The organism is Dactylosporangium sp. NPDC051485, from assembly GCF_040682015.1.
Lineage (GTDB): Bacteria > Actinomycetota > Actinomycetes > Mycobacteriales > Micromonosporaceae > Dactylosporangium.
Window position 1 is genome coordinate 29,814 of record NZ_JBFAZW010000074.1, and the last position, 22,649, is coordinate 52,462.

General features: G+C 70.0%; 21 protein-coding genes. 19 read left to right on the forward strand and 2 right to left on the reverse strand.

Features of this window, described 5'->3' with window-relative positions:
• The first annotated feature begins 16 nt into the window (after positions 1 to 16).
• From AB0M46_RS34100 to AB0M46_RS34110, 3 genes are read left to right on the forward strand one after another with little or no spacing between them, the layout of a single operon-like run.
• Positions 17 to 931: an ABC transporter permease gene (locus AB0M46_RS34100; RefSeq protein ID WP_363342902.1), complete on the forward strand. Its 915-nt coding sequence runs from the start codon at positions 17 to 19 to the stop codon at positions 929 to 931.
• Positions 928 to 2,043: an ABC transporter ATP-binding protein gene (locus AB0M46_RS34105; RefSeq protein WP_363342904.1), complete on the forward strand. Its 1,116-nt coding sequence runs from the start codon at positions 928 to 930 to the stop codon at positions 2,041 to 2,043. Before AB0M46_RS34100 ends, AB0M46_RS34105 begins: the two co-directional genes overlap by 4 nt.
• Complete coding sequence (locus tag AB0M46_RS34110) at positions 2,040 to 3,077, forward strand: oligopeptide/dipeptide ABC transporter ATP-binding protein (protein WP_363342906.1); 1,038 nt, start codon at positions 2,040 to 2,042, stop codon at positions 3,075 to 3,077. Before AB0M46_RS34105 ends, AB0M46_RS34110 begins: the two co-directional genes overlap by 4 nt.
• A gap of 644 nt (positions 3,078 to 3,721) precedes the next feature.
• Here the strand turns inward: AB0M46_RS34110 and AB0M46_RS34115 are convergent.
• Positions 3,722 to 4,255: a cupin domain-containing protein gene (locus tag AB0M46_RS34115; RefSeq protein WP_363342907.1), complete on the reverse strand. Its 534-nt coding sequence runs from the start codon at positions 4,253 to 4,255 to the stop codon at positions 3,722 to 3,724.
• Between the two features lie 26 nt (positions 4,256 to 4,281).
• Entirely contained in the window at positions 4,282 to 5,433 is a 1,152-nt protein-coding gene (locus AB0M46_RS34120; RefSeq protein WP_363342909.1) for an acyl-CoA dehydrogenase family protein, read from the reverse strand.
• A gap of 633 nt (positions 5,434 to 6,066) precedes the next feature.
• Here AB0M46_RS34120 and AB0M46_RS34125 point away from each other — a divergent pair.
• The 16 genes from AB0M46_RS34125 (at position 6,067) to AB0M46_RS34200 (ending at position 22,649) form a co-directional block, all read left to right on the forward strand.
• The gene (locus AB0M46_RS34125) at positions 6,067 to 6,630 is read left to right on the forward strand and encodes a MaoC family dehydratase (RefSeq protein ID WP_363342911.1); all 564 of its coding nucleotides are present in this window, start codon (positions 6,067 to 6,069) and stop codon (positions 6,628 to 6,630) included.
• Positions 6,627 to 7,865 (forward strand): CoA transferase, encoded by a 1,239-nt coding sequence (locus tag AB0M46_RS34130; RefSeq protein WP_363342913.1) that lies wholly within the window; start codon positions 6,627 to 6,629, stop codon positions 7,863 to 7,865. Before AB0M46_RS34125 ends, AB0M46_RS34130 begins: the two co-directional genes overlap by 4 nt.
• Entirely contained in the window at positions 7,862 to 9,319 is a 1,458-nt protein-coding gene (locus AB0M46_RS34135) for an MmgE/PrpD family protein (RefSeq protein WP_363342915.1), read from the forward strand. Before AB0M46_RS34130 ends, AB0M46_RS34135 begins: the two co-directional genes overlap by 4 nt.
• Before the next feature lie 3 nt (positions 9,320 to 9,322).
• Positions 9,323 to 10,195 (forward strand): CoA ester lyase, encoded by an 873-nt coding sequence (locus tag AB0M46_RS34140; RefSeq protein ID WP_363342917.1) that lies wholly within the window; start codon positions 9,323 to 9,325, stop codon positions 10,193 to 10,195.
• A 108-nt stretch (positions 10,196 to 10,303) separates the two neighbouring features.
• A complete protein-coding gene (locus tag AB0M46_RS34145; RefSeq protein ID WP_363342919.1) occupies positions 10,304 to 11,866 on the forward strand; it encodes an ABC transporter substrate-binding protein in 1,563 nt (520 codons plus the stop codon).
• A complete protein-coding gene (locus tag AB0M46_RS34150; protein ID WP_363342921.1) occupies positions 11,866 to 13,536 on the forward strand; it encodes an AMP-binding protein in 1,671 nt (556 codons plus the stop codon). The genes AB0M46_RS34145 and AB0M46_RS34150 overlap by 1 nt, the downstream gene beginning before the upstream one ends.
• 12 nt (positions 13,537 to 13,548) lie before the next feature.
• The gene (locus AB0M46_RS34155; RefSeq protein ID WP_363342923.1) at positions 13,549 to 14,712 is read left to right on the forward strand and encodes an acyl-CoA dehydrogenase family protein; all 1,164 of its coding nucleotides are present in this window, start codon (positions 13,549 to 13,551) and stop codon (positions 14,710 to 14,712) included.
• Entirely contained in the window at positions 14,709 to 15,671 is a 963-nt protein-coding gene (locus tag AB0M46_RS34160; protein ID WP_363342925.1) for a bifunctional MaoC family dehydratase N-terminal/OB-fold nucleic acid binding domain-containing protein, read from the forward strand. Before AB0M46_RS34155 ends, AB0M46_RS34160 begins: the two co-directional genes overlap by 4 nt.
• A complete protein-coding gene (locus AB0M46_RS34165; protein WP_363342927.1) occupies positions 15,671 to 16,780 on the forward strand; it encodes an acyl-CoA dehydrogenase family protein in 1,110 nt (369 codons plus the stop codon). Before AB0M46_RS34160 ends, AB0M46_RS34165 begins: the two co-directional genes overlap by 1 nt.
• The gene (locus AB0M46_RS34170) at positions 16,777 to 17,232 is read left to right on the forward strand and encodes an acyl dehydratase (RefSeq protein ID WP_363342929.1); all 456 of its coding nucleotides are present in this window, start codon (positions 16,777 to 16,779) and stop codon (positions 17,230 to 17,232) included. Before AB0M46_RS34165 ends, AB0M46_RS34170 begins: the two co-directional genes overlap by 4 nt.
• On the forward strand, positions 17,229 to 18,395 hold the full coding sequence (locus tag AB0M46_RS34175) for a lipid-transfer protein (protein WP_363342931.1): 1,167 nt from the start codon (positions 17,229 to 17,231) through the stop codon (positions 18,393 to 18,395). The genes AB0M46_RS34170 and AB0M46_RS34175 overlap by 4 nt, the downstream gene beginning before the upstream one ends.
• The gene (locus tag AB0M46_RS34180; RefSeq protein WP_363342933.1) at positions 18,382 to 18,822 is read left to right on the forward strand and encodes a hotdog domain-containing protein; all 441 of its coding nucleotides are present in this window, start codon (positions 18,382 to 18,384) and stop codon (positions 18,820 to 18,822) included. The genes AB0M46_RS34175 and AB0M46_RS34180 overlap by 14 nt, the downstream gene beginning before the upstream one ends.
• Positions 18,823 to 18,945: 123 nt before the next feature.
• Positions 18,946 to 19,887, forward strand: coding sequence for an ABC transporter permease (locus AB0M46_RS34185; RefSeq protein WP_363342934.1), 942 nt, complete (start codon positions 18,946 to 18,948; stop codon positions 19,885 to 19,887).
• On the forward strand, positions 19,884 to 20,774 hold the full coding sequence (locus AB0M46_RS34190; RefSeq protein ID WP_363342935.1) for an ABC transporter permease: 891 nt from the start codon (positions 19,884 to 19,886) through the stop codon (positions 20,772 to 20,774). Before AB0M46_RS34185 ends, AB0M46_RS34190 begins: the two co-directional genes overlap by 4 nt.
• A gap of 10 nt (positions 20,775 to 20,784) precedes the next feature.
• Positions 20,785 to 21,810, forward strand: coding sequence for an ABC transporter ATP-binding protein (locus AB0M46_RS34195; RefSeq protein ID WP_363342936.1), 1,026 nt, complete (start codon positions 20,785 to 20,787; stop codon positions 21,808 to 21,810).
• Positions 21,807 to 22,649, forward strand: a complete 843-nt coding sequence (locus AB0M46_RS34200; RefSeq protein ID WP_363342937.1) for an ATP-binding cassette domain-containing protein — start codon at positions 21,807 to 21,809, stop codon at positions 22,647 to 22,649. Before AB0M46_RS34195 ends, AB0M46_RS34200 begins: the two co-directional genes overlap by 4 nt.

Below are 22,649 nucleotides of genomic sequence, written 5' to 3' on the forward strand. Positions count from 1 at the left end.
CGAGGGAGCCTCCACAGTGACCACCCAGCCCGACGTCTCCAAAGTCCCCGCACCACGCTCCGCCGAGCCCACGGCCAAGGGGAACACCGGCAGTGGCTCCCGACGGGCCCGTCGGCGCGGTCTCGGCGTGCTCTTCTGGTGCAGCGCGGCCTGGCTCGGACTCGTCGTACTCGGCGCGATAGTCGCGCCTCTGCTGCCGATCGCGGATCCCGCGGCCCAAGACTACCGGTCGGTCGCGGTAGCCCCGGGCAGCCCGGGCCACCTCCTGGGCACGGATGGGCTCGGCCGGGATCTCCTGGCCAGGGCGGTGTTCGGCGCTCGGATCTCGCTGATCATCACGCTCGGCGCGGTGACGATCGGTCTGGTCGTCGGCGGGACGCTCGGCATGCTCGCGGGCTACTTCCGCGGCACCGCGGAGCGGGTGATCGTGGCGGCCACCGACGCCATGATGGCCGTTCCCGCACTCGTACTCCTGCTGGCGCTGATGGCGACCCTCGGCTCCAGCGTGCAGAACCTGATTGTGGGTCTCGGACTCCTCGGGGTCCCGGCATTCGTGCGTCTCACGCGGGCGAACACGCTTGTCTACACCAAACGCGAGTTCATCGTGGCGGCCCGGTCGCTGGGCGCGTCCAACTGGCGGATTCTGGCGCGGGAAATCGTGCCGAACATCCTGCCGGCGGTCGCCGCATACGCGTTCCTGGTGGTCGGGATCCTCATCATCGCCGAGGGTTCGCTGAGTTTCCTCGGGGTCGGTGTCCCACCACCCGCGTCGAGCTGGGGCATGATGATCGCCGAGGGCCGCGATTCGCTGAGGCAGGCGCCGTGGGTCTCATTCATCCCGAGTGCGTTCATGTTCCTCACGGTGCTGTCGTTCAATCTCATCGGTGATCGGTTCCGCGAGGAGAGTGACGTGCGGGAGACCACGATATGACCACGACTGCGCACACCGGTGGACGTCGCACAGCGCAGACAGACGTCGACCCGATACTGGTGATCGACGACTGGAAGACTTGGTTCAGCACGGATTCCGGGGCGGTCCGCGCCGTGGACGGGGTATCACTTCGCCTACAGCCAGGCAGAACGCTCGGTCTGGTCGGCGAGTCCGGATCCGGCAAGACGGTGTTGGCACGCTCGATTCTCGGGCTGTTGCCCACGCGCAACCGGCTCAATCCAGGTGGCTCGATCTTCTTCGACGGCGTCAGCATCGGCAACCTGTCCAAGCGGAAGATGCGGGACTACTGGGGCAAGGACCTGGCGATGGTCTTCCAGAATCCGATGACGTCGCTCAACCCGGTCGTCACGGTCGGCCGGCAGCTCACCGAAGTACTCAAACTCCATCTGGGGATGAGTCGCTCCGCGGCCCGGGACCGATCTGTGGAACTGCTGCGCAGCGTCGGCATCCCCGAGCCGGCTCGGCGCATCCACGACTACCCGCATCAGCTCTCCGGCGGGATGCGGCAACGGGTCACGATCGCGATCGCGTTGGCGGCCAATCCACGGCTGTTACTGGCCGACGAGCCGACGACGGCGCTGGACGTCACGGTGCAGGCGCAGATCCTCGACCTCCTGGACAGCCAGCAGGAGCAACGCCGCATGACGATGATCCTCGTTACGCACGATCTCGGGGTAGTCGCGGGCCGGACCGACCAGATCGCCGTGATGTACGGCGGAAAGATCGTGGAGAGCGCGCCAACCAGGGAGCTGTTCCACAACACGCGCATGCCCTATACGCAGGCGTTGATGCTCAGCGTGCCGAACCTGACCTCCCCGAGCCATTCGCGTCTGTTCACCATCCCCGGCCGGCCACCCGTGCTCACCAACCCGGGTCCAGGCTGCCGGTTCAGTCCCCGGTGCCCGTACGCACAGGAACGCTGCCTGGTGGAGGAACCGCCTCTGGTCGCGGCCGACCGGCCCGATCACGAATACGCGTGCTGGTACCCGGTCGGCACTCCTCAGGGAGCCGAAGCGCTGGAACGGAACTTTTCCAACGGGGTGACGGCGAGTGGCACCAGCATGTCGTCGATGTCGAAGTTGGAGGCATGATGGCTGGCACGGGCAAGGCGCATCTGCAGGACCAGGACGTTCTGCTGCGGGTCGAGGACCTGGTCGTCGAATATGGTGCGGGCCGCGGGAAGAAAGTCCACGCGGTCTCCGGAATCTCCTTCGACATCGCCCGCGGCGAAACCGTGGGTTTCGTCGGCGAGTCCGGCTGCGGAAAGTCGACGACCGGGCGTGCGGTGCTGCAACTCCCGGCGCCGACGTCCGGTTCGGTGGTCATGAACGGCGTCGACCTCACGACGCTCCCGAAGCAGCAGATGCGCCAGGCGCGAACACACATCCAAATGATATTCCAGGACCCGCTGTCGGCGCTCAATCCGCGCCGGCGGGTGCGGGACATCGTACGCGAGCCGCTGTCCATCTGGAGGCGCGGCGAGCGGAATTCGGACGAGCGGGTCGCCGAGCTCCTCGAGCAGGTCGGCCTCGATCCGGCGGTGGTCGGCGGCCGGCGGCCGCACGAGTTCTCTGGCGGGCAGTGCCAGCGTATTGCGATCGCGCGGGCGTTGATTATGGAGCCGAGCCTGCTGGTGTGCGACGAGCCGGTCTCCGCGCTCGACGTGTCCGTGCAGGCGCAGATCCTCAACCTGCTCGAGGACATGAAGCAGAAGCATCAACTGAGCATGATGTTCATCGCGCACGATGTGGCCGTCGTCAAGAGCATCAGTGACCGGGTCGCCGTGATGTATCTCGGCAAGCTGTGCGAGATTGCCCCAGCGGACGCGATCACCACGCGAGCAGCGCATCCGTACACCAAGACGCTTCTGGATGCTGTGCCGATCGCCGATCCAGATGTCGTCGCGCGGCGCAGCCAGACCGCGCCCGCCGAGGCGCCGTCGCCGATCGCGCCACCGAGCGGTTGCCGGTTCCGGACGAGGTGTCCGCAGGCTCAGGCGCGGTGCGCGGAAGAGGAGCCCGTCTTCCGAAAGGTCGCTGACCGGCATTTCGTCGCGTGTCACTATCCGAACGTGCCAGTGCCGGACACGTCGGCCGCCACCGAAAACGGTGCGGGATCAACATGAGGCTTGATGTGCTGGCGGCGACGGCGTGCGTGCTCGGCGCCGTCGCCGTCGGCCTCGTGTGGCCGTGGAAGCGGCCCGCCGACACCGCGGGGTCGTAACGGGTCGTGGCCTGAACCCGGGTCACGGCCCGCCGATCTGGGGCGGTTAGCACAGCGACGCGTCGATCCGGCGTGCGGTGCGGTGCGGTAAGGACTGACACGGCTGCGGGATCAGCCACGACGACGCGCGATGCTTCCGCGGGCGCGGCAACGAGCTGGCCGCCGAGGCGGCCGGGATCCGTCGACCGTGGAGATCAGCACGGTGGCGTTCCTGGTGCCGCCCGGGTTGCACGCGGGCACGTCCGGTGCCCGGCCGGCTGCTCGGCGGCGCCGGAGCCGGCACGGAGGCGATCGTCGAGGGCCTCAGCCTGCTGGCCGGGGCGGGCGTCACGATGTGTTCGCTGTGGATGCGGACGAGTGTGGCCACAGCCTGCCGGATCCCGCAACGGTGGTGACCAGCGGCCCGGTCCGTGCGGCGATCAGGTCGACGACCTCGCCGCGCCTGCGCTGAGATGCGCCCTCGTTGGGCTGGCCAGTGCAGCGGATGCCTCGACGGGCATCGCTGTCACTGGCCAGGATTCCACAACGACGAGAACGCCGGTCGTTCTATTCCGTCGTGCTCAGCAGCACGGCGGACATGACACAAGGCACTGAACCGCGGTTGTGCCATGCGTGCCAGGTGCCACGTTGGACGACACAATCACCAGGTCCGACCCGGACCTCGCCCTCCTCGAGTTCAAGGACCAGCTCCCCGCTGACGATGACGACGAAGTCGATCGTGTCGGTCCGATGAAACCCGGGTCGGCTGCGGTCATGCTGCCCGGTCCCGGACATGAGCGGTGCGCGCTCGCGCATCTCTGCCTGGAACGCCGGCCAGTCAATGTCTTTCAATGCGCTCTCGGGGGGAAGCACGATGACTTTCCACGTGAGGCCGCCCCGAGGGGGCTCCAGGGACATCGAATTGGGAGCGTGGTCACCACCCTCGGCGGGGGAGCTGACCCTGTCTGTGATCCAGAGGTCCGTCCAGGCGTAGCCTGTGCCTCCGCCCGGTGCGACAACGTTCGGCGGAATGCCGTCCTCGACAACGATCGACGCTCCTGCTTGGTTGACGCCCGTTACTACTCGCCGGACACCTTGCATCGACAGTGTTCCTTTCCGTCGCAGATTCACTGCTCGCGTGATTCCAAACCGCGGGCGATTACCATTCGCAGAATGTCGTTCGTGCCCTCGCCGATCGCCATCAAGGGAGCGTCCCGGTAAAGCCGCTCGACTTCGTACTCCGTGGAGTAGCCGTATGCTCCATGAATTCGCATGGATTCGAGGGAGGACTGAAGGGCCACCTCCGACGCGAACATCTTCGCCATCCCGGTCTCGACGTCAGCTCGCTCGCCGCGGTCCAGCCGGTCCGCGGCCCACCAGGTCAGGAGCCGGGCGGCCTGCGTCTCCGTCGCCAGGTTCGCGAGCTTGAGCTGGATGGCCTGGAATGCTCCGATCGGCTTGCCGAACGCATGTCTTTGCCTGGCGTAGGCGCGGGCGGCATCGAGTGCCGCCTGCGCGACCCCGACGCTGCGCGCGGCCACGTTGATGCGGCCGATTTCGAGCGCGGACAAGACCTGCTGCAGCCCGTGCCCTTCCGTCCCGCCCAGGAGGCGGTCCGCAGGGACTCGGGCCTCGTCAAGCACCAGCTCACAGGTCTCGGGTCCCTTGTAGCCGAGCTTTCCGAGGTCCCGCACGACCTCAAATCCGGGCGTGTCCCTGTCGATCAGCAGCACACTCATCCCCCGATGCCGCGGGTTTGCCTCGGGGTCGGTCTTGACGAGTACGGGTAGCGGGTCCGCGTGTCGCGCATTTGTGATCCAGGATTTGCGTCCCGTGACGATGTAGTGGTCGCCGTCCTTGCGGGCTCGCGTGCTGATCCCCTGGAGGTCGGATCCGGCATCAGGTTCGGTGAGCCCGAGTCCGGTTCGACGTTCTCCCGTGGCAAGCGCGGGCAGGTATCGGTGCTTCTGTTCATCGGTCCCGAACATCGACACCAGGCGGCATCCCACCGAGTGACTGCCGAGGATGCCGGCGATTCCCATCCAACCTCGTGCGATCTCTTCGAACACCACGGCCAGCGAGACGGAGTCGAGGCCAAGCCCGCCGAACTGTGTGGGGACTGTCATGCCGAACAGTCCCATGTCCTTCATCGTGTCGACGATCTTCTCCGGGTAGCTGCCGGCCTGTTCCATGTCCCGGGCCACCGGACGGATGTCGCGCTCCACGAAGCGTCGTACATTCTCACGGAACTGATTCTGCTCGTCGTTCAGCTCAAACATCACTGCCCTCGGGATTTCCGCCGATAACGGCCCGCTGACCGGGACCGGATGGACTGCTGATTGCGGGTCCGTTACAAGCATCGGAGATGGAGTCCGTCATGTCGCCTGACGTGCGTGGCGGCCGTTTCGCATCAGTTGCTTCCAGCTTGATCAAGAGTGGTCCATCTCCTCGGTCACGACAGATGCCGCACGGATCCGAAAGGCCGGCGGCTGTCAGTGGGTCGTATCGCCGAGGACGGAAGCCGGCTCCGAGGGTGCTGATCGGACCGGCGCCTAGGGCTGCACCCGGATCCCGCTGCCGGACGCGCGGTCCGGCCCCCTCCGCCAGAGGCGTGTCGCCACCTCCCGCCCTCGTGTTGCGGCCGGCCTTGGGCCTGAGAGTAAAACATCAGAGTCTTTGCTACAAGACTCTCACCAGGCTCTGGTGCAGCCGCTTCGTGCACGGCGCGCACGCGTGGTCCCGCGCGCAAGAGCTGGCGCAAAGGGCCTTCTGCCTGGTGAAATAGGACCTGGTGCCCGACGGTTCGGTACTGCCGCCGAACACCTCAGACCGATGTACCGGAGCTGTGATTCGGGGTTGACCATTAAAGTCCGACCTTTTACGATCGGCGGCATCGACGCAGGAGGTATCAGGTGGCGATCAGACCCGGGTGGCAGGGGCGGTTCTTCGAGGACTTCGAGATCGGCGACGTTTACCAGCACCCGTTGGGCCGCACCATCAGCGAGGCCGACAACACGTGGTTCACGTTGCTGACGATGAACACGAACCAGATGCACTTCAACGACGCCTACGCCGCCCGGTCGGAGTTCGGCCGCCCCCTCGTGGTGTCCACGCTCACGCTCGCCATCGCGGTCGGGCAAAGCGTCACTGATCTCACCCAGAACGCCTTCGCGAATCTCGGCTGGAACGACATCCGCTTGACCGCGCCGGTCTTCGCGGGTGACACGCTCTGGTCGGAGTCCGCTGTCCTGTCGAAGCGGACGTCGTCGACCCGGCCGCACGCGGGGGTCGTGTCGGTCGCCACTCGGACCATCAACCAGGACGGCGTGCAGGTGTGCGCGTTCGAGCGGACGTTCTATGTCTACCGACGTGGCGCCGCGCCGCTGGACGGAGTCCGGCCGCAAACGGACGAGGGGTGGGCCGCCTCATATCACCGGGGCACGGAAACACACGAAGACAACGGGGGTGCGCGGTGAAGCCACTCGAGGATGTCCGGATCGTGTCTTTGGAGCAGTACGGCGCGGGCCCGTTCGGCAGCCTGCATCTGGCCGATCTCGGCGCCGAAGTGATCAAGGTCGAGGATCCCCGAGTCGGCGGCGACGTCGGGCGGTACGTGCCGCCGTATGCCGAGGACGAGCATTCGCTGTTCTTCGAGACGTTCAACCGCGGCAAGAAGAGCATCTCACTGGATCTTGGTACGGCGGGGGGACGCGCGGTCTTCGAGGATCTCGTGCGCGTCAGCGACGCCGTCTACTCCAACCTGCGCGGCGACGTGCCGGCCAAGATGCGGATTCGGTACGACGATCTCAAGCATCTCAACCCGCGGATCGTGTGTTGCTCCCTCACCGGCTTCGGGATGACCGGGCCGCGCTCTGCCCAACCGGGCTACGACTACGTCCTGCAAGGCCTCACCGGCTGGATGGACCTCACCGGCGAACCCGACGGGCCACCGACGAAGTCCGGACTGTCCCTAGTGGACTACTCCGGAGGCTTCGTGGCCGCGATGTCACTGCTCGCCGGGCTGCACGCCGCTCGCCGCGACGGGCTCGGCATGGACTGCGACGTCAGCCTCTATGACGCCGCCATCGGGCTGCTCACCTATCCCGCGACATGGCACCTCACCGCCGGCTACACGCCGACCCGCACGAGGCATTCCGCGCACCCTTCGCTGGTGCCGTTCCAGGCCTTCCGGGCATCCGACGGCTGGCTTGTCGTCGGATGCGCGAAGGAGAAGTTCTGGCAGCGACTCGCCGTCGTCATCGGCCGGCCCGAACTGGCCGCCGACCCCCGCTTCATCACGTTCGCCACCCGCGGGCAGCACCGCGAACAACTCGTCGCCCTCCTCGACGAGGTGTTCGCCACCCGGACCGTTGCGCATTGGGTTGAGCTGCTGCAAGCGGCCTCGGTGCCGTGCGCACCGATCCAGAACGTCGCCGAGGCGCTGACCGACCCGCACACCGTGGCACGCGGCCTCGTCATCGAGACCGAACACCCCGTTCTGGGTCGGGTACTCAGTGTTGCCTCACCGGTCCGGGTAGGGGCACAGCCTGCGGGCTACCAGCGAGCGCCGCTGCGCGGCGAGCACGGCGAGGCGCTGCTGCGTGACCTGCTCGGCTACGACGAGGCCCGGATACAAGAGCTTGAACGAGCCGCCGCCTTCGGTGGCGAGCCACGCTCGGACGACGCCGAGCCGGAGGCTGCCGCCCGATGAACTCCACCCCACCGACCGTTGCGGCCCATCTGGCCGACTGGGCGGTCAGCCTGACGCTCCAGGACGTACCCCCCAGCGCCCAGGACGCGGCCTGCCGGCATCTTCTCGACGGACTGGCCGTCGCGCTCGGCGCGCTCGGCACGGGCGCGGCGGCGCCTGCCCTCACGGTGGCGGGCGGACTCGGCGGTCCGGCAGAAGCCACCCTCCTCGGCACCGGCCGGCGGCTGGGTGCCCCGGCCGCCGCCTTCGCCACCGGCGCCCTGGTACACGCCCTCGACTTCGACGACACCCACGCCGAGGGGCTGGTTCACGCCACCGCCGTCACACTGCCAGCGGCGCTGGCGGTTGGCGAACAGGTCGGCGCGACCGGCGCGCAGGTGCTGGCCGCCGCGTTGGTGGGCTACGAGGTCACCTGCCGGGTGGCGGCTGCCACGCCGTACGGCTTCCACCAGCGAGGCATCCATGCCACGCAGGCGGCCGGCGTGGTCGGTGCCACGACCGTGGCCGCCCGGCTCATGGGTTTGGACGCCGCGACGACGCTGCACGCCATGGGCATCGCCGGCAGCAGCGCGGGCGGCCTGATGGAGTTTCTGCACACCGGATCCTCCACCAAGCAGCTGCACCCCGGCCTCGCATCGCACGCCGGCATCCTCGCCGCCCGGCTGGCCGCCGCGGGCGCCACCGGGCCGGACTCGGTACTCGACGGCGCCGCGGGACTGTGGGCAGCGCTGTCGGACCGACCCGCCGACCCCGCCCGTGTGCTGCGCGAGCTCGGCCAGACCTGGGAAGTCACACGAGTCACCATCAAGCCGTATCCGGCATGTCAGCTCTCGCACGCGACGCTCGACGCGGTCGCCACCGTGCGCGACGAACTGCTCGCCGCCGGCGGAACCGCCGAGATCGCGGAGGTCGTCGCGTTTGTCCACCCGGACAGCGCCGCGATCGTCTGCGAACCCGCTGCCGACAAGGTGCAGCCGCAAACTCCGTACGGAGCCAAGTTCAGCCTGCCGTGGAGTGTCGCGGCGCTGCTGGTCGACGGCTCCGTTTCGATCGGGACCTACGACGTCGCCTCGGTCGGCCGGCCGGCGGTCGCCGAGCTCGCCGCCCGGGTCCGCACCGTGCTCGCACCGTCCCGTGCGGTGGCCGCGGATGCGGCCGGCCGCGTCGTGGTACGCCTGCGCAACGGGCGCGAGCTCACCGGCGAGGTGGCCAGCAGCCGTGGCGGGCCCCACGCACCGCTGGACGACCAGGCCATGCTGGCCAAGGTGCTGAGTCTGGCGGGTGACTCACCGGCCGCGAGGCAAATGGCCGCGACCGTCCACGCACTCGCCGACCTGCCCGACCTGACCGCACTGCTGGACGTGATCGCGCGCGCCGCGCCGGCCCCGGTCCGCACGCCGTCCGGCGCGCCACATGACGAGAAGGCCGGGCGGTCGCCGGGGCCGGGGGAGTAGCGGATGACCACGCCGTCGACCGCCGTACCGCGCTCGTACCTCTATGTGCCGGGCGATCAGCCGCGGATGCTGGCCAGGGCGCTGGACCGGGGCGCGGACGCGGTCATCGTCGATCTGGAGGATGCGGTCGCCCCGGCCGCGAAGGCTGCGGCTCGCGCGGCCGTCGCCGAGTGGCTTCGTTCGCGCGCCCCACGCCCGGATGTCGAGGTCTGGGTACGGGTCAATTCCGGCCCGGCTGGTCTTGAGGATGCCGCGGCTGTCCTCTGGCCAGGTCTGGCCGGAGTCATGCCTGCCAAGACGCAGTCGGTCGCCGACCTCGTCGCGCTGGACGCCGCGCTGCGCGATGCCGAGGCCGACGCAGGGCTGCCGACCGGCCGGGTGGCCGTGATCCCGATCCTGGAGTCGGCCGCGGCGGTCCTGCGTGCGTCAAGCGTGGCCCGAGCACCGCGGGTTCAGCGGCTGCAGATCGGTGAGGCCGACCTTCGGGCCGACATCGGGCTGCCGGCCGGCGACGGGGAGCCGGAGCTGCTGTACGCGCGCAGCCAAGTCGTGCTGGTCAGCGCCGCATGCCGGTTGGCGCCCCCCATCGGGCCGGTGTCGACCGACTTCCGCGATCTCGCCGGTTTCCATACCTCGACGCGGGCGCTGGCGCGCCTCGGCTTCGTCGGCCGGGCATGTATCCATCCTGCCCAGGTCGCCGTGGTCAACGACGTGTTCACGCCGGCACCGAATGAGGTTGACCGGGCCAGTGCGCTGGTGGCGCGATTCGAGCAGGCAGCGGCCGCGGGGGACGGTGTTCTGCTCGACGACGCCGGCCGGATGGTGGACGAGGCGGTGATCCGGCAGGCTCGCCAGCTGCTCGCGCGGGTGCGGTGAACGGGGTGGCGCGGTCTGTGAGCACATTCGTAATTTCGTGAACAAGCGCTTGCTGGGTTGCACAGTCAAAGGAGACTGAACTTGAGCGTCCCTAGACCTGGTTTCGTCTTGAAATCCCTGCTGGCGGCGGCCCTCTCGGTGAGCCTGGCCGCCTGTGCCGACGCCGCGAAAGCCCCCTCGGGTGGCGAGTCCGGTGGGGCGATCAACCCCAACGCGATCCTCCGGGTCGCGCTCCCGTCGCCGATCCGGACGTTCGACCCCGCGCTGGTCGCCAGCTACGGCGAGAACGGCTACCTCGCCCTGACGTACGACCGGCTCACGATGCTCGACAAGAACGACAACCTGATCGCGGGCCTGGCCACCAAGTGGGAGTTCTCCGCCGACGGCTCGAGCCTGACCCTCACCCTGCGGGAGGGCGTCTCCTTCAACGACGGCACGCCGTTCAACGCCGCCGCGGTCAAGGCCAACATCGAGCGCAGCAAGACCTTCGAGAAGAGCACGCTCAAGTCCGCGCTCGCCGACATCACCGCCGTCACGGCGGTCGACGACACCCACGTGCGGTTCACGCTCCGCGCCGGCGGCGGCGTCCAGCTTCCGTCCACGTTCACGACCAACGCCGGCATGATGATCAGCCCGAAGGCGATCGCCGACCCGTCGTACGATCTCGCCAATCACCCCGGCAACGCGACCACCGGCCCGTACGTCGTCACGCAGTTCACGCCCAACGAGGGCTTCAAGATGACCAAGGCCCCGCGCACCTACTGGGACCCGGCCGCCGGGCGCCTGGGCGGCATCGACGTCACGTTCATCCAGGACGGCACGACCCGCGTGCGCGGCGTGCAGACCGGCCAGCTCGACCTGAGCACCGCGAACTCGCCGGCCGACATCGTCACCGTGCAGAAGCTCGCCGAACAGGGCCAATTCAACGTCGCGAAGACCCGGTACAGGAACATCCTCGGCGTCTACCTGCGGGCCAACCAGGGCGACCTGGCCAAGCCCGAGGTGCGGCAGGCGGTCGCGTACGCGATCGACCCGAACGCGGTCAAGGCGCTGTTCTCCGGCTACTGCACGCCGACCCAGCAGATCTACCCCGACTCCACCCCGTGGGCGATCCCGAACTACCAGTACCCGTACGCCCACAACGCCGGCAAGGCGAAGGAGCTGGTGTCGCAGGCCGGCGGCGCGAAGGTCACGGTGACCTTCCCCGCGGGCAGCAACGTCGAGCAGTCGGCCAACGTCGTGCAGGCGGCGCTGTCGGCCGCCGGGATGCAGGCCAGCCTCAACCCGGTGCCGACCAGCGAGAACGAGCCGCGGTTCATCAAGGGCGACTTCGAGCTCATGGTCGCCAACTCGTTCAGCCCGAAGGTGGACCCGGCCGAGACCTTCAACACGTACTTCTCGCCGAGCGGCACGTACAAGCTCGCCGTCGAACCGCAGGCCACCCAGCTCGCGAACGACGCGACCGCGGCCGCCAGCCCGACGCTGAGCCAGGACAAGCGCGCACCGCTGTATCAGGACATCACCAAGACGATCATGGAGCAGGCCTGGTTCATCCCGATCTGCAACATGACGCAGACCGCCGTCGCCGGCTCCAAGGTCGTCGGCTACGACAACATCCCCTGGATGAGCATCGGCATCACGGACCTCCGTTACGTGGCGATGGTCCGCTGATGGCTACGGAGCAACGGCTGCAGACCGTGGCCGATCTCTTGCTGCGGCGCAGCGGCGACAGCCGGCCCGGTCTGCAGACCTTCGACCGCACGTGGAGCTGGGACGAGGTGGTGCGCGCGAGCGCGGCGCGCGCCGCGCTCGCCCAGCGCCTGCGCCGGCCCGGCCCCTTCCACATCGGCGTGCTGCTGAACAACGTCCCCGAGTTCGCGTTCTGGCTGGGGGCGGCGGCGCTGGCCGGCGCCACGATCGTTGGCATCAACTCGACCAAGCGCGGGGAATACCTGGAGCAGGAGGTCGCGCACACCGACTGCCAGCTCATCGTCACCGACGCGGCCGGCCTGGAGCTGCTGCGCGGGCTCGACGTCGGGGTCGCGCCCGAGCGGTACCTGCTCGTCGACACCCCGCAGTACGCCGAGCTGGTCGCCGGGGAGAGTGACGCCCCGGCGGTCGCGCCGGAGGTCGGCCCGGCCACCCGGATGCTGCTGCTGTTCACGTCGGGCACCACCGGGGCGTCGAAGGCGGCGATCTGCTCGCAGAGCAGACTGGTCGGCCTCGGGTACATGAACCGGAACCGGTTCGACCTCAGCGCCGACGACGTCTGCTACTGCTGCATGCCGATGTTCCACGGCAACGCCCTCATGGCGCTGTGGGCGCCGGCGCTCGTCGCGGGGGCGTGCATCGCGCTGACCCCGCGCTTCTCCGCCTCGCGGTTCCTGCCCGAAGTCCGCGCGTACGGGGCGACCTACTTCACGTACGTCGGGAAGGCCGTCGGCTACCTCCTGGCCACCCCGGCGCGCGCCGACGACGCAGACAACACGCTGGTGCACGCCTTCGGCACCGAGGCCTCGCCGGCGGACCGGGCGGAGTTCCTGCGCCGCTTCGGCTGCCGGCTCACCGAGGGCTTCGGCTCCAGCGAGGCCGGCGGCTTCGTCGTGCCGAGCCCGGACGCTCCGCCCAACGCGCTCGGCCGCCCCACCGGCCCGAACGTCGTGGTCGTGGACCCCGAGACGCGCCAGGTCTGCCCGCCCGCGGTGCTCGACGAGCACGGGCGGGTGACCAACGCGGAGGAGTCCGTGGGCGCGATCGTCGACCTGAACGGCGAGGCCAAGTTCGAGGGCTACTACAACAACCCGGAGGCCAACGCCGAGAAGATCCGGCACGGGTGGTACTGGACCGGCGATCTCGGCTACGTGGACGGCTCCGGGTTCATGTACTTCGCCGGTCGCGAGGGCGACTGGATCCGCGTGGACGGGGAGAACATCTCCGCACTGCACGTCGAGCGGGTGCTGCAGCGGCATCCGGCGGTGCTCGCGGCGAGCGTGTTCGCAGTGCCCGATCCTCGGTCCGGCGACCAGGTGATGGCGGCGGTCGAGGTGTCCCCGGCCACGACCTTCGACGACCTGCGGTTCGCCGAGTTCCTCGCCGCGCATGACGACCTCGGGTCGAAGGACCTCCCGCGGTACGTCCGATTCTCGTACGGCCTGCCCACCACCGGGTCCGGGAAGATCCGCAAGAAGGACGTGAAGGTCGAGGGCTGGCGCTGCGCGGACCCCGTCTACTGGTGGGCCGGGCGCACGGGGCCCGCCTACACGCCGATGACCGACGACGACAAGCGGCTGCTGCGCGAGGAGTTCCAGACCAATGGGCGCCTGCGCTTCCTGCCGATGTGAGGAGCTACCGACGTGGACCTGCATGAGACACCCGCTCAGCTCGAGCTACGGCGCGAGCTGCGGGGCTACTTCTCCTCCTTCGCGTCGCCGCAGGAGCGGCGCGAGCTCAGTGCGGAGGGCGCCGGCGGCGACCGGTTCCGCGAGGTGGTCAGCCGGCTGGGCAAGGACGGCTGGCTCGGCATCGGCTGGCCCAAGGAGTACGGCGGTCAGGGCCGTTCGTTCGAGGACCAGTACGTCTTCTTCGACGAGCTGCACCGGGCCGGGCTGCCGTTCCCGTTCGTCACGGTCAACACCGTGGGCCCGACGCTCATCGAGTTCGGCACCGAGGAGCAGAAGCGGCAGTACCTGCCGCGGATCGTTTCCGGCGACGTCGTCTTCGCCATCGGCTACACCGAGCCCGGCGCCGGCACCGATCTGGCCTCGCTGTCCACCCGGGCGGTGGTCGACGGCGACAGCCTGGTGATCAACGGCAGCAAGATCTTCACGACCGGCGGGAACACCGCTGACTACGTCTGGCTGGCCTGCCGGACCAACCCGGACGCCGAGAAGCACAAGGGCATCTCCATCGTCATCGTGCCCACCGCGGACCCCGGGTTCTCCTGGACGCCGATCCGCACCGTCGGCGGCTTGTCGGTCACCGCGACGTACTACTCCGACATCCGGGTCCCGCTGGGCAACGTCGTCGGCGAGCTTGACGGCGGCTGGGCGCTCATCACGACCCAGCTCAACCACGAGCGGGTCGGCCTCGCCGCGCAGAGCGGCCGCATGCAGCGGCTCTGGGAGGACACTGTGGCCTGGGCACGGGCGTCGGGTGCGGCACAGCGCCCTTGGGTGCGCGAGGAGCTGGCCCGGCTGCACGCGAAGCTCGAGGCCATGCGGTTGCTCAACTGGCGGATGACCTGCGCGGTGGCCGACGGCACGCTGAGTGGCCCGGAGGCGGGCGCGGTCAAGACGTACGGGTCGGAGGCACAGATCGACATCGAGCGCACGCTGAGCGCCATCGTCGGCGCGGCCGGGCGCATCCGCCCGGGCGGGGCAGGCGCGGTCCTCGACGGCGAGCTCGAGCACTCCTCGCGCACCGGGCTCGTCTACACCTTCGGCGGAGGGGTCAACGAGGTCCTGCGGGACATGATCGCCGTCAAGGGCCTCGGACTGCCGCGGCGGGGCCGATCATGACCGATGCGGACTTCGAGGCGGCGCTGGCTGCGTTCGTCGGCCGCGTGCTGTCGCCGCGCATGCCGGCGCAGGACCCCGTCAACGGGCCGATGATCCGCCACTGGGCGGAGGCGATGGGCGACGAGAACCCGGTCTTCACCGACGACGCCGCGGCGCGGCGCACCGGGCGGCCGGGCGTGGTCGCCCCCGCCACGATGGTCCAGGCGTGGACGATGCGCGGATACGCCGCACACCAGCGCCGGGCCGCCGGCACGGGCCCGCAGACCGAGGAGTCCCGGCTGCTGGCCCTGCTCGCCTCCGCCGGCTACACGGCCGTCGTGGCCACCGACTCCGAGTTCGCGTTCGCGCGCGAGCTCGTGCCCGGCGATCACATCGAGGTCGAGGAGTTCCTCGAGTCGGTGTCGCCGGAGAAGCGGACCGCGCTTGGGCCAGGACGGTTCCTGCAGACGGTGCGCACCTACACCGACGCCTCCGGCGCGGTCGTCGCGACCCAGCGCTGGCGGACCCTGCGGTTCCGCCCCGCCGCCCCGGCCGAGCCGGAGCCGCCGCACCCGCCGCGGCCGCGGCCGGCGCTGAACCCGGACAACCGGTTCTGGTTCGACGCCGCCCGCGAGCACCGGCTGCTGGTACAGCGGTGCACGGCGTGCGGCACCCTGCGGCACCCGCCCGGGCCATGCTGCCCGCACTGCCGGTCCTTCGCCTGGGACACCGTGCAGGCCACCGGGCGCGGCACCGTCTACAGCTTCACCGTCGCGCACCATCCGCGGCATCCCGCCTTCGACTACCCGCTCGTGATCGCCGTGATCGCGCTGGAGGAGGGCACCCGCCTGATCGCGAACATCGTCGGTTCGGCGCCGGAGGACGTCCGGGTGGACGCCCCGGTGGCCCTGAAATGGGTCGAGCTCGACAGCGAGCTCACGCTCCCGGCCTTCCGCATCGTCACGGAGGAGACGCACTGATGGACTTCACGCTCGACGAGACGGCACAGGCGGCCAAGGAGCTGGCGGCGCGCATCTTCGCCGACTTCGCCGCCGGGCCCGAGGCGGCGGGGACGGATCTTCGCCTGCGCTCGGCCCTGGCGGAGGCGGGCCTGCTCGGCCTGCACCTGCCCGCCGAGCATGGCGGCGCTGGCCTCGGCCTGGCGGCGGCGACGGTCGTGCTCGAGGAGCAGGGCCGGGTGACCGCGGCGGCGCCGCTGTGGCCCCTGCTGACCGGGTCGTACGCGCTCGCCCACTTCGCCCCGGAGCCGGCCCGGCAGGCCTGGCTGGGCGCCACAGACGGTGCGCCGCGGGTGACGGTCGCGCTGGAGGAGTTCGGGCCGGCGGACCCCTGGGCACCCGCGGCGGTGGCCCAGGCGGCCGGGGACGGCTGGCGGCTGTCCGGGACGAAGGCCGCGGTACCGCTCGGTGGCGCCGACGCAGGGGCGGTGCTGGTCTCGGCGTCGGCCGGCGGCCGTCCCGGGCTGTTCCTCGTCGACGCCCTGGCCCCGGGCCTGGCGTGGGAGCCGACGACCACCACCGACCTCGCGCCGGCGGCGCACCTCGGCCTGCGCGACGTGCCGGCGACCCGCCTCGGCGACGGCGACGACGGTGCCGAGGCTGTGCTGGCCGCGGTCCTCGACGTCGCCGTGCTGGGCGTGTGCGCGACCCAGATCGGCGTGATGCGAGGCGCGCTCGCGCTGGCCGCGTCGTACCTGTCGCAGCGGCACCAGTTCGGTCGCCCGCTGGCCACCTTCCAGGCCGTGCAGCACAAACTCGCCGACTGTTACATGGACATCGAGGCGACGGCGGTCTCCCTGTGGCAGGCGGTCTCCGACGTCGACGAGCGCGCCGCGCGCCGCGCGACGTCGGTGCCGGTCGCGCAGTGGTGGTCCGCGCAGACCGGCCCGGACGTGGTCCACCGCACCCAGCACCTGCACGGCGGCATCGGCCTCGACCTCGACTTCCCGGCCCACCGGTTCTACCTGTGGGCGCGGCAGCTCGCCGGGACCCTCGGCGCCGACCGCGACGTGCTGACCCGCCTGGGCGACCGGATCGCGTCCGGCGAGTCCGTTTGGGTGGCCCGATGAGCCGGGTGCCCGACCACGTCACGCCCGGCGCCGCGCTGCCGCCGCTGACGGTGCCGCTCACCCGCGGGTTCATCGTGGCCAGCGCGATCGCCAGCCGCGACTACCAGGACGTGCACCATGACCCGGACGCGGCGCGGCACAGCGGAACCAAGGACGTCTTCATGAACATCCTCACCAGCAACGCGTTGGTCGAGCGGTTCGTCCGGGCCTGGGCCGGTCCCGGCGCCGAGGTGCGAGCGCTGCGGATCCGGCTCGGCGTGCCCAACCAGGCCGGCGACGTCATGGTGCTGCTCGGCACGGTGGCCGAGGTGGGCGACATCCACGCCGTCGTCGATGTCCGCGCCGAGAACTCCCTCGGCGCGCACCTGACCGGCAACGCGACGCTCGCCTGGCCGGACCGGAACCCGTCCAGCTCGTGTCGCTGCCGGAGCGAAGCGGAGGTGACGGCATGAGCCGCCGTGCGGTGATCGCCGGGATCGGTGCGACGGAGTTCTCCAAGCACTCCGGGCGCAGCGAGCTGCAGCTGGCCTGCGAGGCGGTGCTTCACGCACTGGCCGACGCCGGCCTCGAACCGTCCGATGTGGACGGCCTGGTCACCTTCGTCAACGACAGCAACCCGGAGATCGAGGTCGCCCGCAACACCGGCATCGGCCAACTGACCTTCTTCACGCGGGTCGGCTACGGCGGCGGCGCGGCCTGCGGCACCGTCCAGCAGGCGATGCTGGCGATCGAGCACGGAGTCGCCGACGTGGTGGTGTGCTACCGGGCGTTCAACGAGCGCTCGGGCGTGCGCTTCGGGCTCGGCCACGCCGACCGCCCGATGGCCGCCGGCGCCGATCGGGCCGCCTTCTCCTGGCTCACGCCGTTCGGGCTCAACACCCCGGCCCAGGAGGTGGCGATCTTCGCCCGGCGGTACATGCACGAGTTCGGCGCCACGAGCGAGGACTTCGGCCGTGTGGCGGTGGTGGACCGCGCCTACGCCGCGAACAACCCCAAGGCGTGGTTCTACGGGCGCCCGATCACCCTCGCCGAGCACCAGGCGTCGCGCTGGATCGCCGAGCCGTTGCACCTGCTCGACTGCTGCCAGGAGTCCGACGGCGGCCAGGCGATCGTCGTCGCCGCCCAGGACCGGGTGGCCGGCCTGCGCCACCGCCCGGTCCGGATCCTCGGGGCAGCCCAGGGCAGCGGCGACGACCAGCACCTCATGACGAGCTACTACCGGCCGCAGATTTCCGGCATCCCCGAGATGGGGCTGGTTGCCCGCCAGCTCTACGCGCAGAGCGGGCTAGGGCCGCAGGACATCGACGCGGCCGTCATCTACGACCACTTCACGCCGCTGGTCCTGCCGCAGCTGGAGGAGCTGGGCTTCTGCGGGCGCGGCGAGGCAGCGGCGTTCATCGCGGACGGAAACCTCGAGATCGGCGGGCGGCTGCCGACCAACACCCACGGCGGGCAGCTCGGCGAGGCGTACCTGCACGGGATGAATGGCATCGCCGAGGCTGTGCGGCTGGTGCGGGGCACGTCGGTGAACCAGCCCGAGGGCGTCGAGACCGTGATCGTCACGTCCGGCACGGCCGTGCCGACGAGCGGGTTGATCCTCGGTGCCGCTGAGTGATCGCGACGGGACCGCCATGCCGGAGATCCACCGCATCGACCTGCGGCTCGGCTACGCCGACTGCGACCCCGCGCAGATCATCTACTACGGGGCCTGGTTTCCGTGGATGGAACGGGTCCAGACCGAGTGGCTGTACCTCAACGACCTGCGCCCCGACACCCTCGAAGAGCGGTTCGGCTTCCGGATCGTCTCGCGGGCGGCACAGTGCGAGTACCTGTCCCCGGCTCGGGTGTTCGACCGCATCGCGCTGTCGCTGCTGGTCGAGCACGTGGGCCGGACATCGCTGCGCTGGGGCTTCCGGATGGTACGGCACGACGACGCGGCGCTCGTAGCGCGGGCGTGGCTGGTCAACGTGACCATCGGGCCGGTGCCCGTGCCGGAGCCGATGCGCTCCGCTTTGCTCAACGCGATGGTGCCGCACGGCTGAGCGCGGTGCGGTACCGCCGGTCGGACATGACGACCAGCGCGGCGGCGCCGTGGTTGAGGTGATGTAAACAAGCGCTTGGTCGCTCGACGACCGAGCCGTCGGGAAGAGGTCGGGTGCACTCCGATGCTTCGCTTCGCGGGAAAGCGGTTGTTGGCGGCAATGCCGCTGCTGTTCATCGTGCCGTTCCTCGTCTTCGCTCTGATCGACTTCGCGCCGGGTGATCCGGCCTACGTCCTGGCGGGCGACAATCCAACCCCCGACCGGATCGCGATGATCCGGCACAGCCTCGGCCTCGACGAGCCCATGTTCGCCCGTTACGGGCACTGGGTCTGGGCGGCGATGCACGGCGACCTCGGCGTCTCGTTCATGTCCGACCAGAACGTCACGGACCTCATCGTGCGCCGGGCCTCGACGACCGTTTCGCTGGTCGTGGTCGCCATGGTCATCGCCGTCGTCTTCGGCATGGCGTTCGCAATCCTGGCGTCGTTGCGCCCGAACGGCATCCTCGACCGCGTCGTCAACTGGGTGTCCTCGATCGCGATCGCGATACCGGCATTCTGGTTCGGCATCGTCCTGGCCTCGCTGTTCACCGTGTCGCTGCGGCTGTTCCCGGCCTTCGGCTACCGGCCGCTCGCCGACGGGTTCGACACGTGGCTGTCCTTCCTCGTGCTGCCCGGGCTCGCGCTGGGCCTGCTACCGGCGGCCGAGGTGGCGCTGCAGCTGCGCTCGTCGCTGGGCGCCGTGCTCACGAGCGACTACATCCTCAACGCCGAGGCCCGGGGCCTGAGCCGGCGCAGCGTCGTGCTGAAGCACGCGTTGAAGAACGCGGCCGTGCCGGTGGTGACCGTGCTGGGCTTCCGGGTCTCCGAAGTGCTGGCCGGTTCGGTCACCCTGGAGATCATCTACAACATGCCGGGCCTCGGTCGGCTCGCCGTCGACAGCGTCCTCGCCCGCGACGTCCCTGTGCTGCTGGGCTTCGTGCTCTTCTCGACGACCGTCGTGGTCCTGGTCAACCTGCTCATCGACATCTCCTACGGCTACTTCAACCCGAAGGTGCGCACATGATCACCACCACCGTGGCGCCGGCCCCGCCTGCTGAGCAGCCGGGCGGCGGCGCGGTCGAGACCAACCTCCTGCGCGGCATCCTGCGGCGCACCTCCACCGTGGTCGCCGGCGGGTTCCTGCTGCTGCTCATCGTCGCGGCGATCCTGGCCCCCGTGGTGGCGCCGCACGACCCGAACGCCCAGGACGTCCTCAACCGGCTGCGCCCGCCGAGCGGCGACCACCCGCTGGGCACCGACGACTACGGGCGCGACGTGCTCAGCCGGATCATCTTCGGCGCCCGCGTCTCTCTGGTGGCGGCGGTGCAGGCGGCGGGCCTGGCGCTGGTGATCGGGCTGCCGCTGGGGATCATCGCCGGCTACGTGCGGGGCTGGCTGGAGGTGGTGCTCGTGCGCGTCATGGACGCCCTGATGAGCACTCCATCGCTGGTGCTGGCCATCACGATCGTCGCCGTGCTCGGCCCCGGCATCACCAACGCCATGCTCGCGATCGGGCTGATCATGTCGCCGCGGCTCTTCCGGGTGGCCCGGGCCAGCACGATGAACGTGCGCCACGAGACGTACATCGAGGCGAGCATCGCCCTGGGCTGCACCGGCACGCGGACGGTCGTGCGGCACATCCTGCCCAACGTGCTGCCGCCGATCGTCCTGGTGACCTCGGTGTCGCTGGGTGCGGCGGTGGCCGCGGAGTCGAGCCTGAGCTTCCTCGGCCTCGGCGTGAAGCCGCCCGCCGCGAGCTGGGGATCGATGCTCACCACCGCGGCCGCGAACATGGACACGGCGCCGTTCATGGCCTGGCCACCCGGCGTGATGATCTTTCTGACCGTGCTCTCCTTCACCTACCTCGGTGACGGGGTGCGCCGGGGCCTGACCCGGACGCGAGCGGAGTAGGGCTGATGCGATGACCATCGATATGACCACAGCGCCGGACCTGCTTGACGTCCGCGGCCTGAGCGTCGAGTTCCCCGCGCGTGGCGGCGGCTGGGTCGGGGCCATCTCCGACGTGTCGCTGCGGGTGAGGCAGGGAGAGTCGGTCGGGCTGGTCGGTGAGTCAGGCTCCGGCAAGACCGTCACCTCGCTCGCGGTGATGGGCCTGACCCCGCTGACCGGTGGGCGGATCGCGGCAGGATCGATCGCCTTCGACGGCCGGGAGCTGACGTCGCTGCCGCAGCGGGAGTGGCGGGCGCTGCGCGGCGGGGGGATCGGCATGATCTTTCAGCAGCCGACGCGGAGCCTGAACCCGGCCTTTACGGTCGGCGACCAGATCGCCGAGTCCGTCCGGCGCCACCTCGGCCTGAGCCGGCGCGCGGCGCGGGCGCGGGCCATCGAGATGCTCAAGCTCGTCGAGATCCCCCGCGCCGAGTCCCGGATGGACGACTACCCGCACGCCTTGAGCGGCGGCATGTGCCAGCGGGTGATGATCGCGATGGTGATGGCGACCAACCCGCGCCTGCTCGTCGCGGACGAACCGACGACCGCGCTGGACGTCACCGTGCAGGAGCGCATCCTGGCGCTGCTGCGCGACCTGCAGGAGCAGACCGGGGTCGCGCTGCTGTTCGTCAGCCACGACCTGGCCGTCGTGGCGGACCTGTGCGAGCGGGTCGTGGTGATGTACGCCGGGGAGATCATCGAGGACGGCACCGCCGGGGATGTGTTCTACCAACCCCAGCATCCGTACTCGGCCGGGCTGCTCGCGTCGATCCCCAATCCCCGCCGGGGCATCGGGAATCGGCTTGCCTCGATCCCGGGTCAGGTCCCGTCCGCGGGGACATGGCCGCCGGGCTGCCGGTTCCAGGCCCGCTGCGGCTTCGCCGTCCCGGGGGTGTGCGACGCCGCCCACCCGCCGCTGCTGCCCTCACCTGCCGGGAGCCTGTCCCGGTGCGTGCGGGCCGCGGAGATCGCGCTGGAAGGGGTGGCGGCCGGATGAGCCTGCTCGAGGTCACGGGCCTGTCCAAGTCGTTCTCCTCGGGGCGCGACCTGCTCGGGCGGCGCAACCGGTGGACGCATGCGGTCCGCGACGTCAGCTTCACGATCGATCGTGGCGAGTGCCTGGCAGTGGTCGGGGAGTCCGGTGCCGGGAAGTCGACCGTCGGCCGGATGGTGCTGCGGCTCGTCGAACCCGACACGGGAACGATCACCTTCGACGGCGTCGACGTGCGCTCGCTGAAGGGCGGCCAGCTGCGCCGCCTCCGCCGGCGCATGCAGATGATCTTTCAGGATCCGTACAGCTCCCTGGATCCGCGCATGCAGGTGGCCGACGCGGTCGCCGAGCCGCTGGTGGTCCATTCCGCAATGGACGCCGCGGCGCGGGAGCGGCGGGTCGCCGAGCTGCTCGACACGGTCGGGCTCGGATCACGCTACCTCGCCCGCTATCCCGCCGAGCTGTCGGGCGGCCAGCTGCAGCGCGTGGCCATCGCCCGGGCGCTCGCGCTGAACCCGAGCCTGATTGTGTGCGACGAGCCCGTCGCAGCCCTCGACGTGTCGGTGCGGGCACAGGTGCTCAACCTGCTCAAGGACTTGCAGGAGGAGTTCGGGCTGGCCTACCTGTTTGTCTGCCACGACCTGGCGCTGGTCGAGGTGATCGCCGACTCGGTGCTGGTGATGGCCGCGGGCCAGGTCGTGGAGCGCGGCAGCGTGGAGCAGATCTTCCGCACGCCGACGGAGGAGTACACCAAGCGGCTCCTCGCGGCGACCCCGGTTCCGATCCCCCGGCACTCGGCCCGCGGCCACGCGGGGGCGCCCCACCCCGGCGTGACAGGCGTCTAG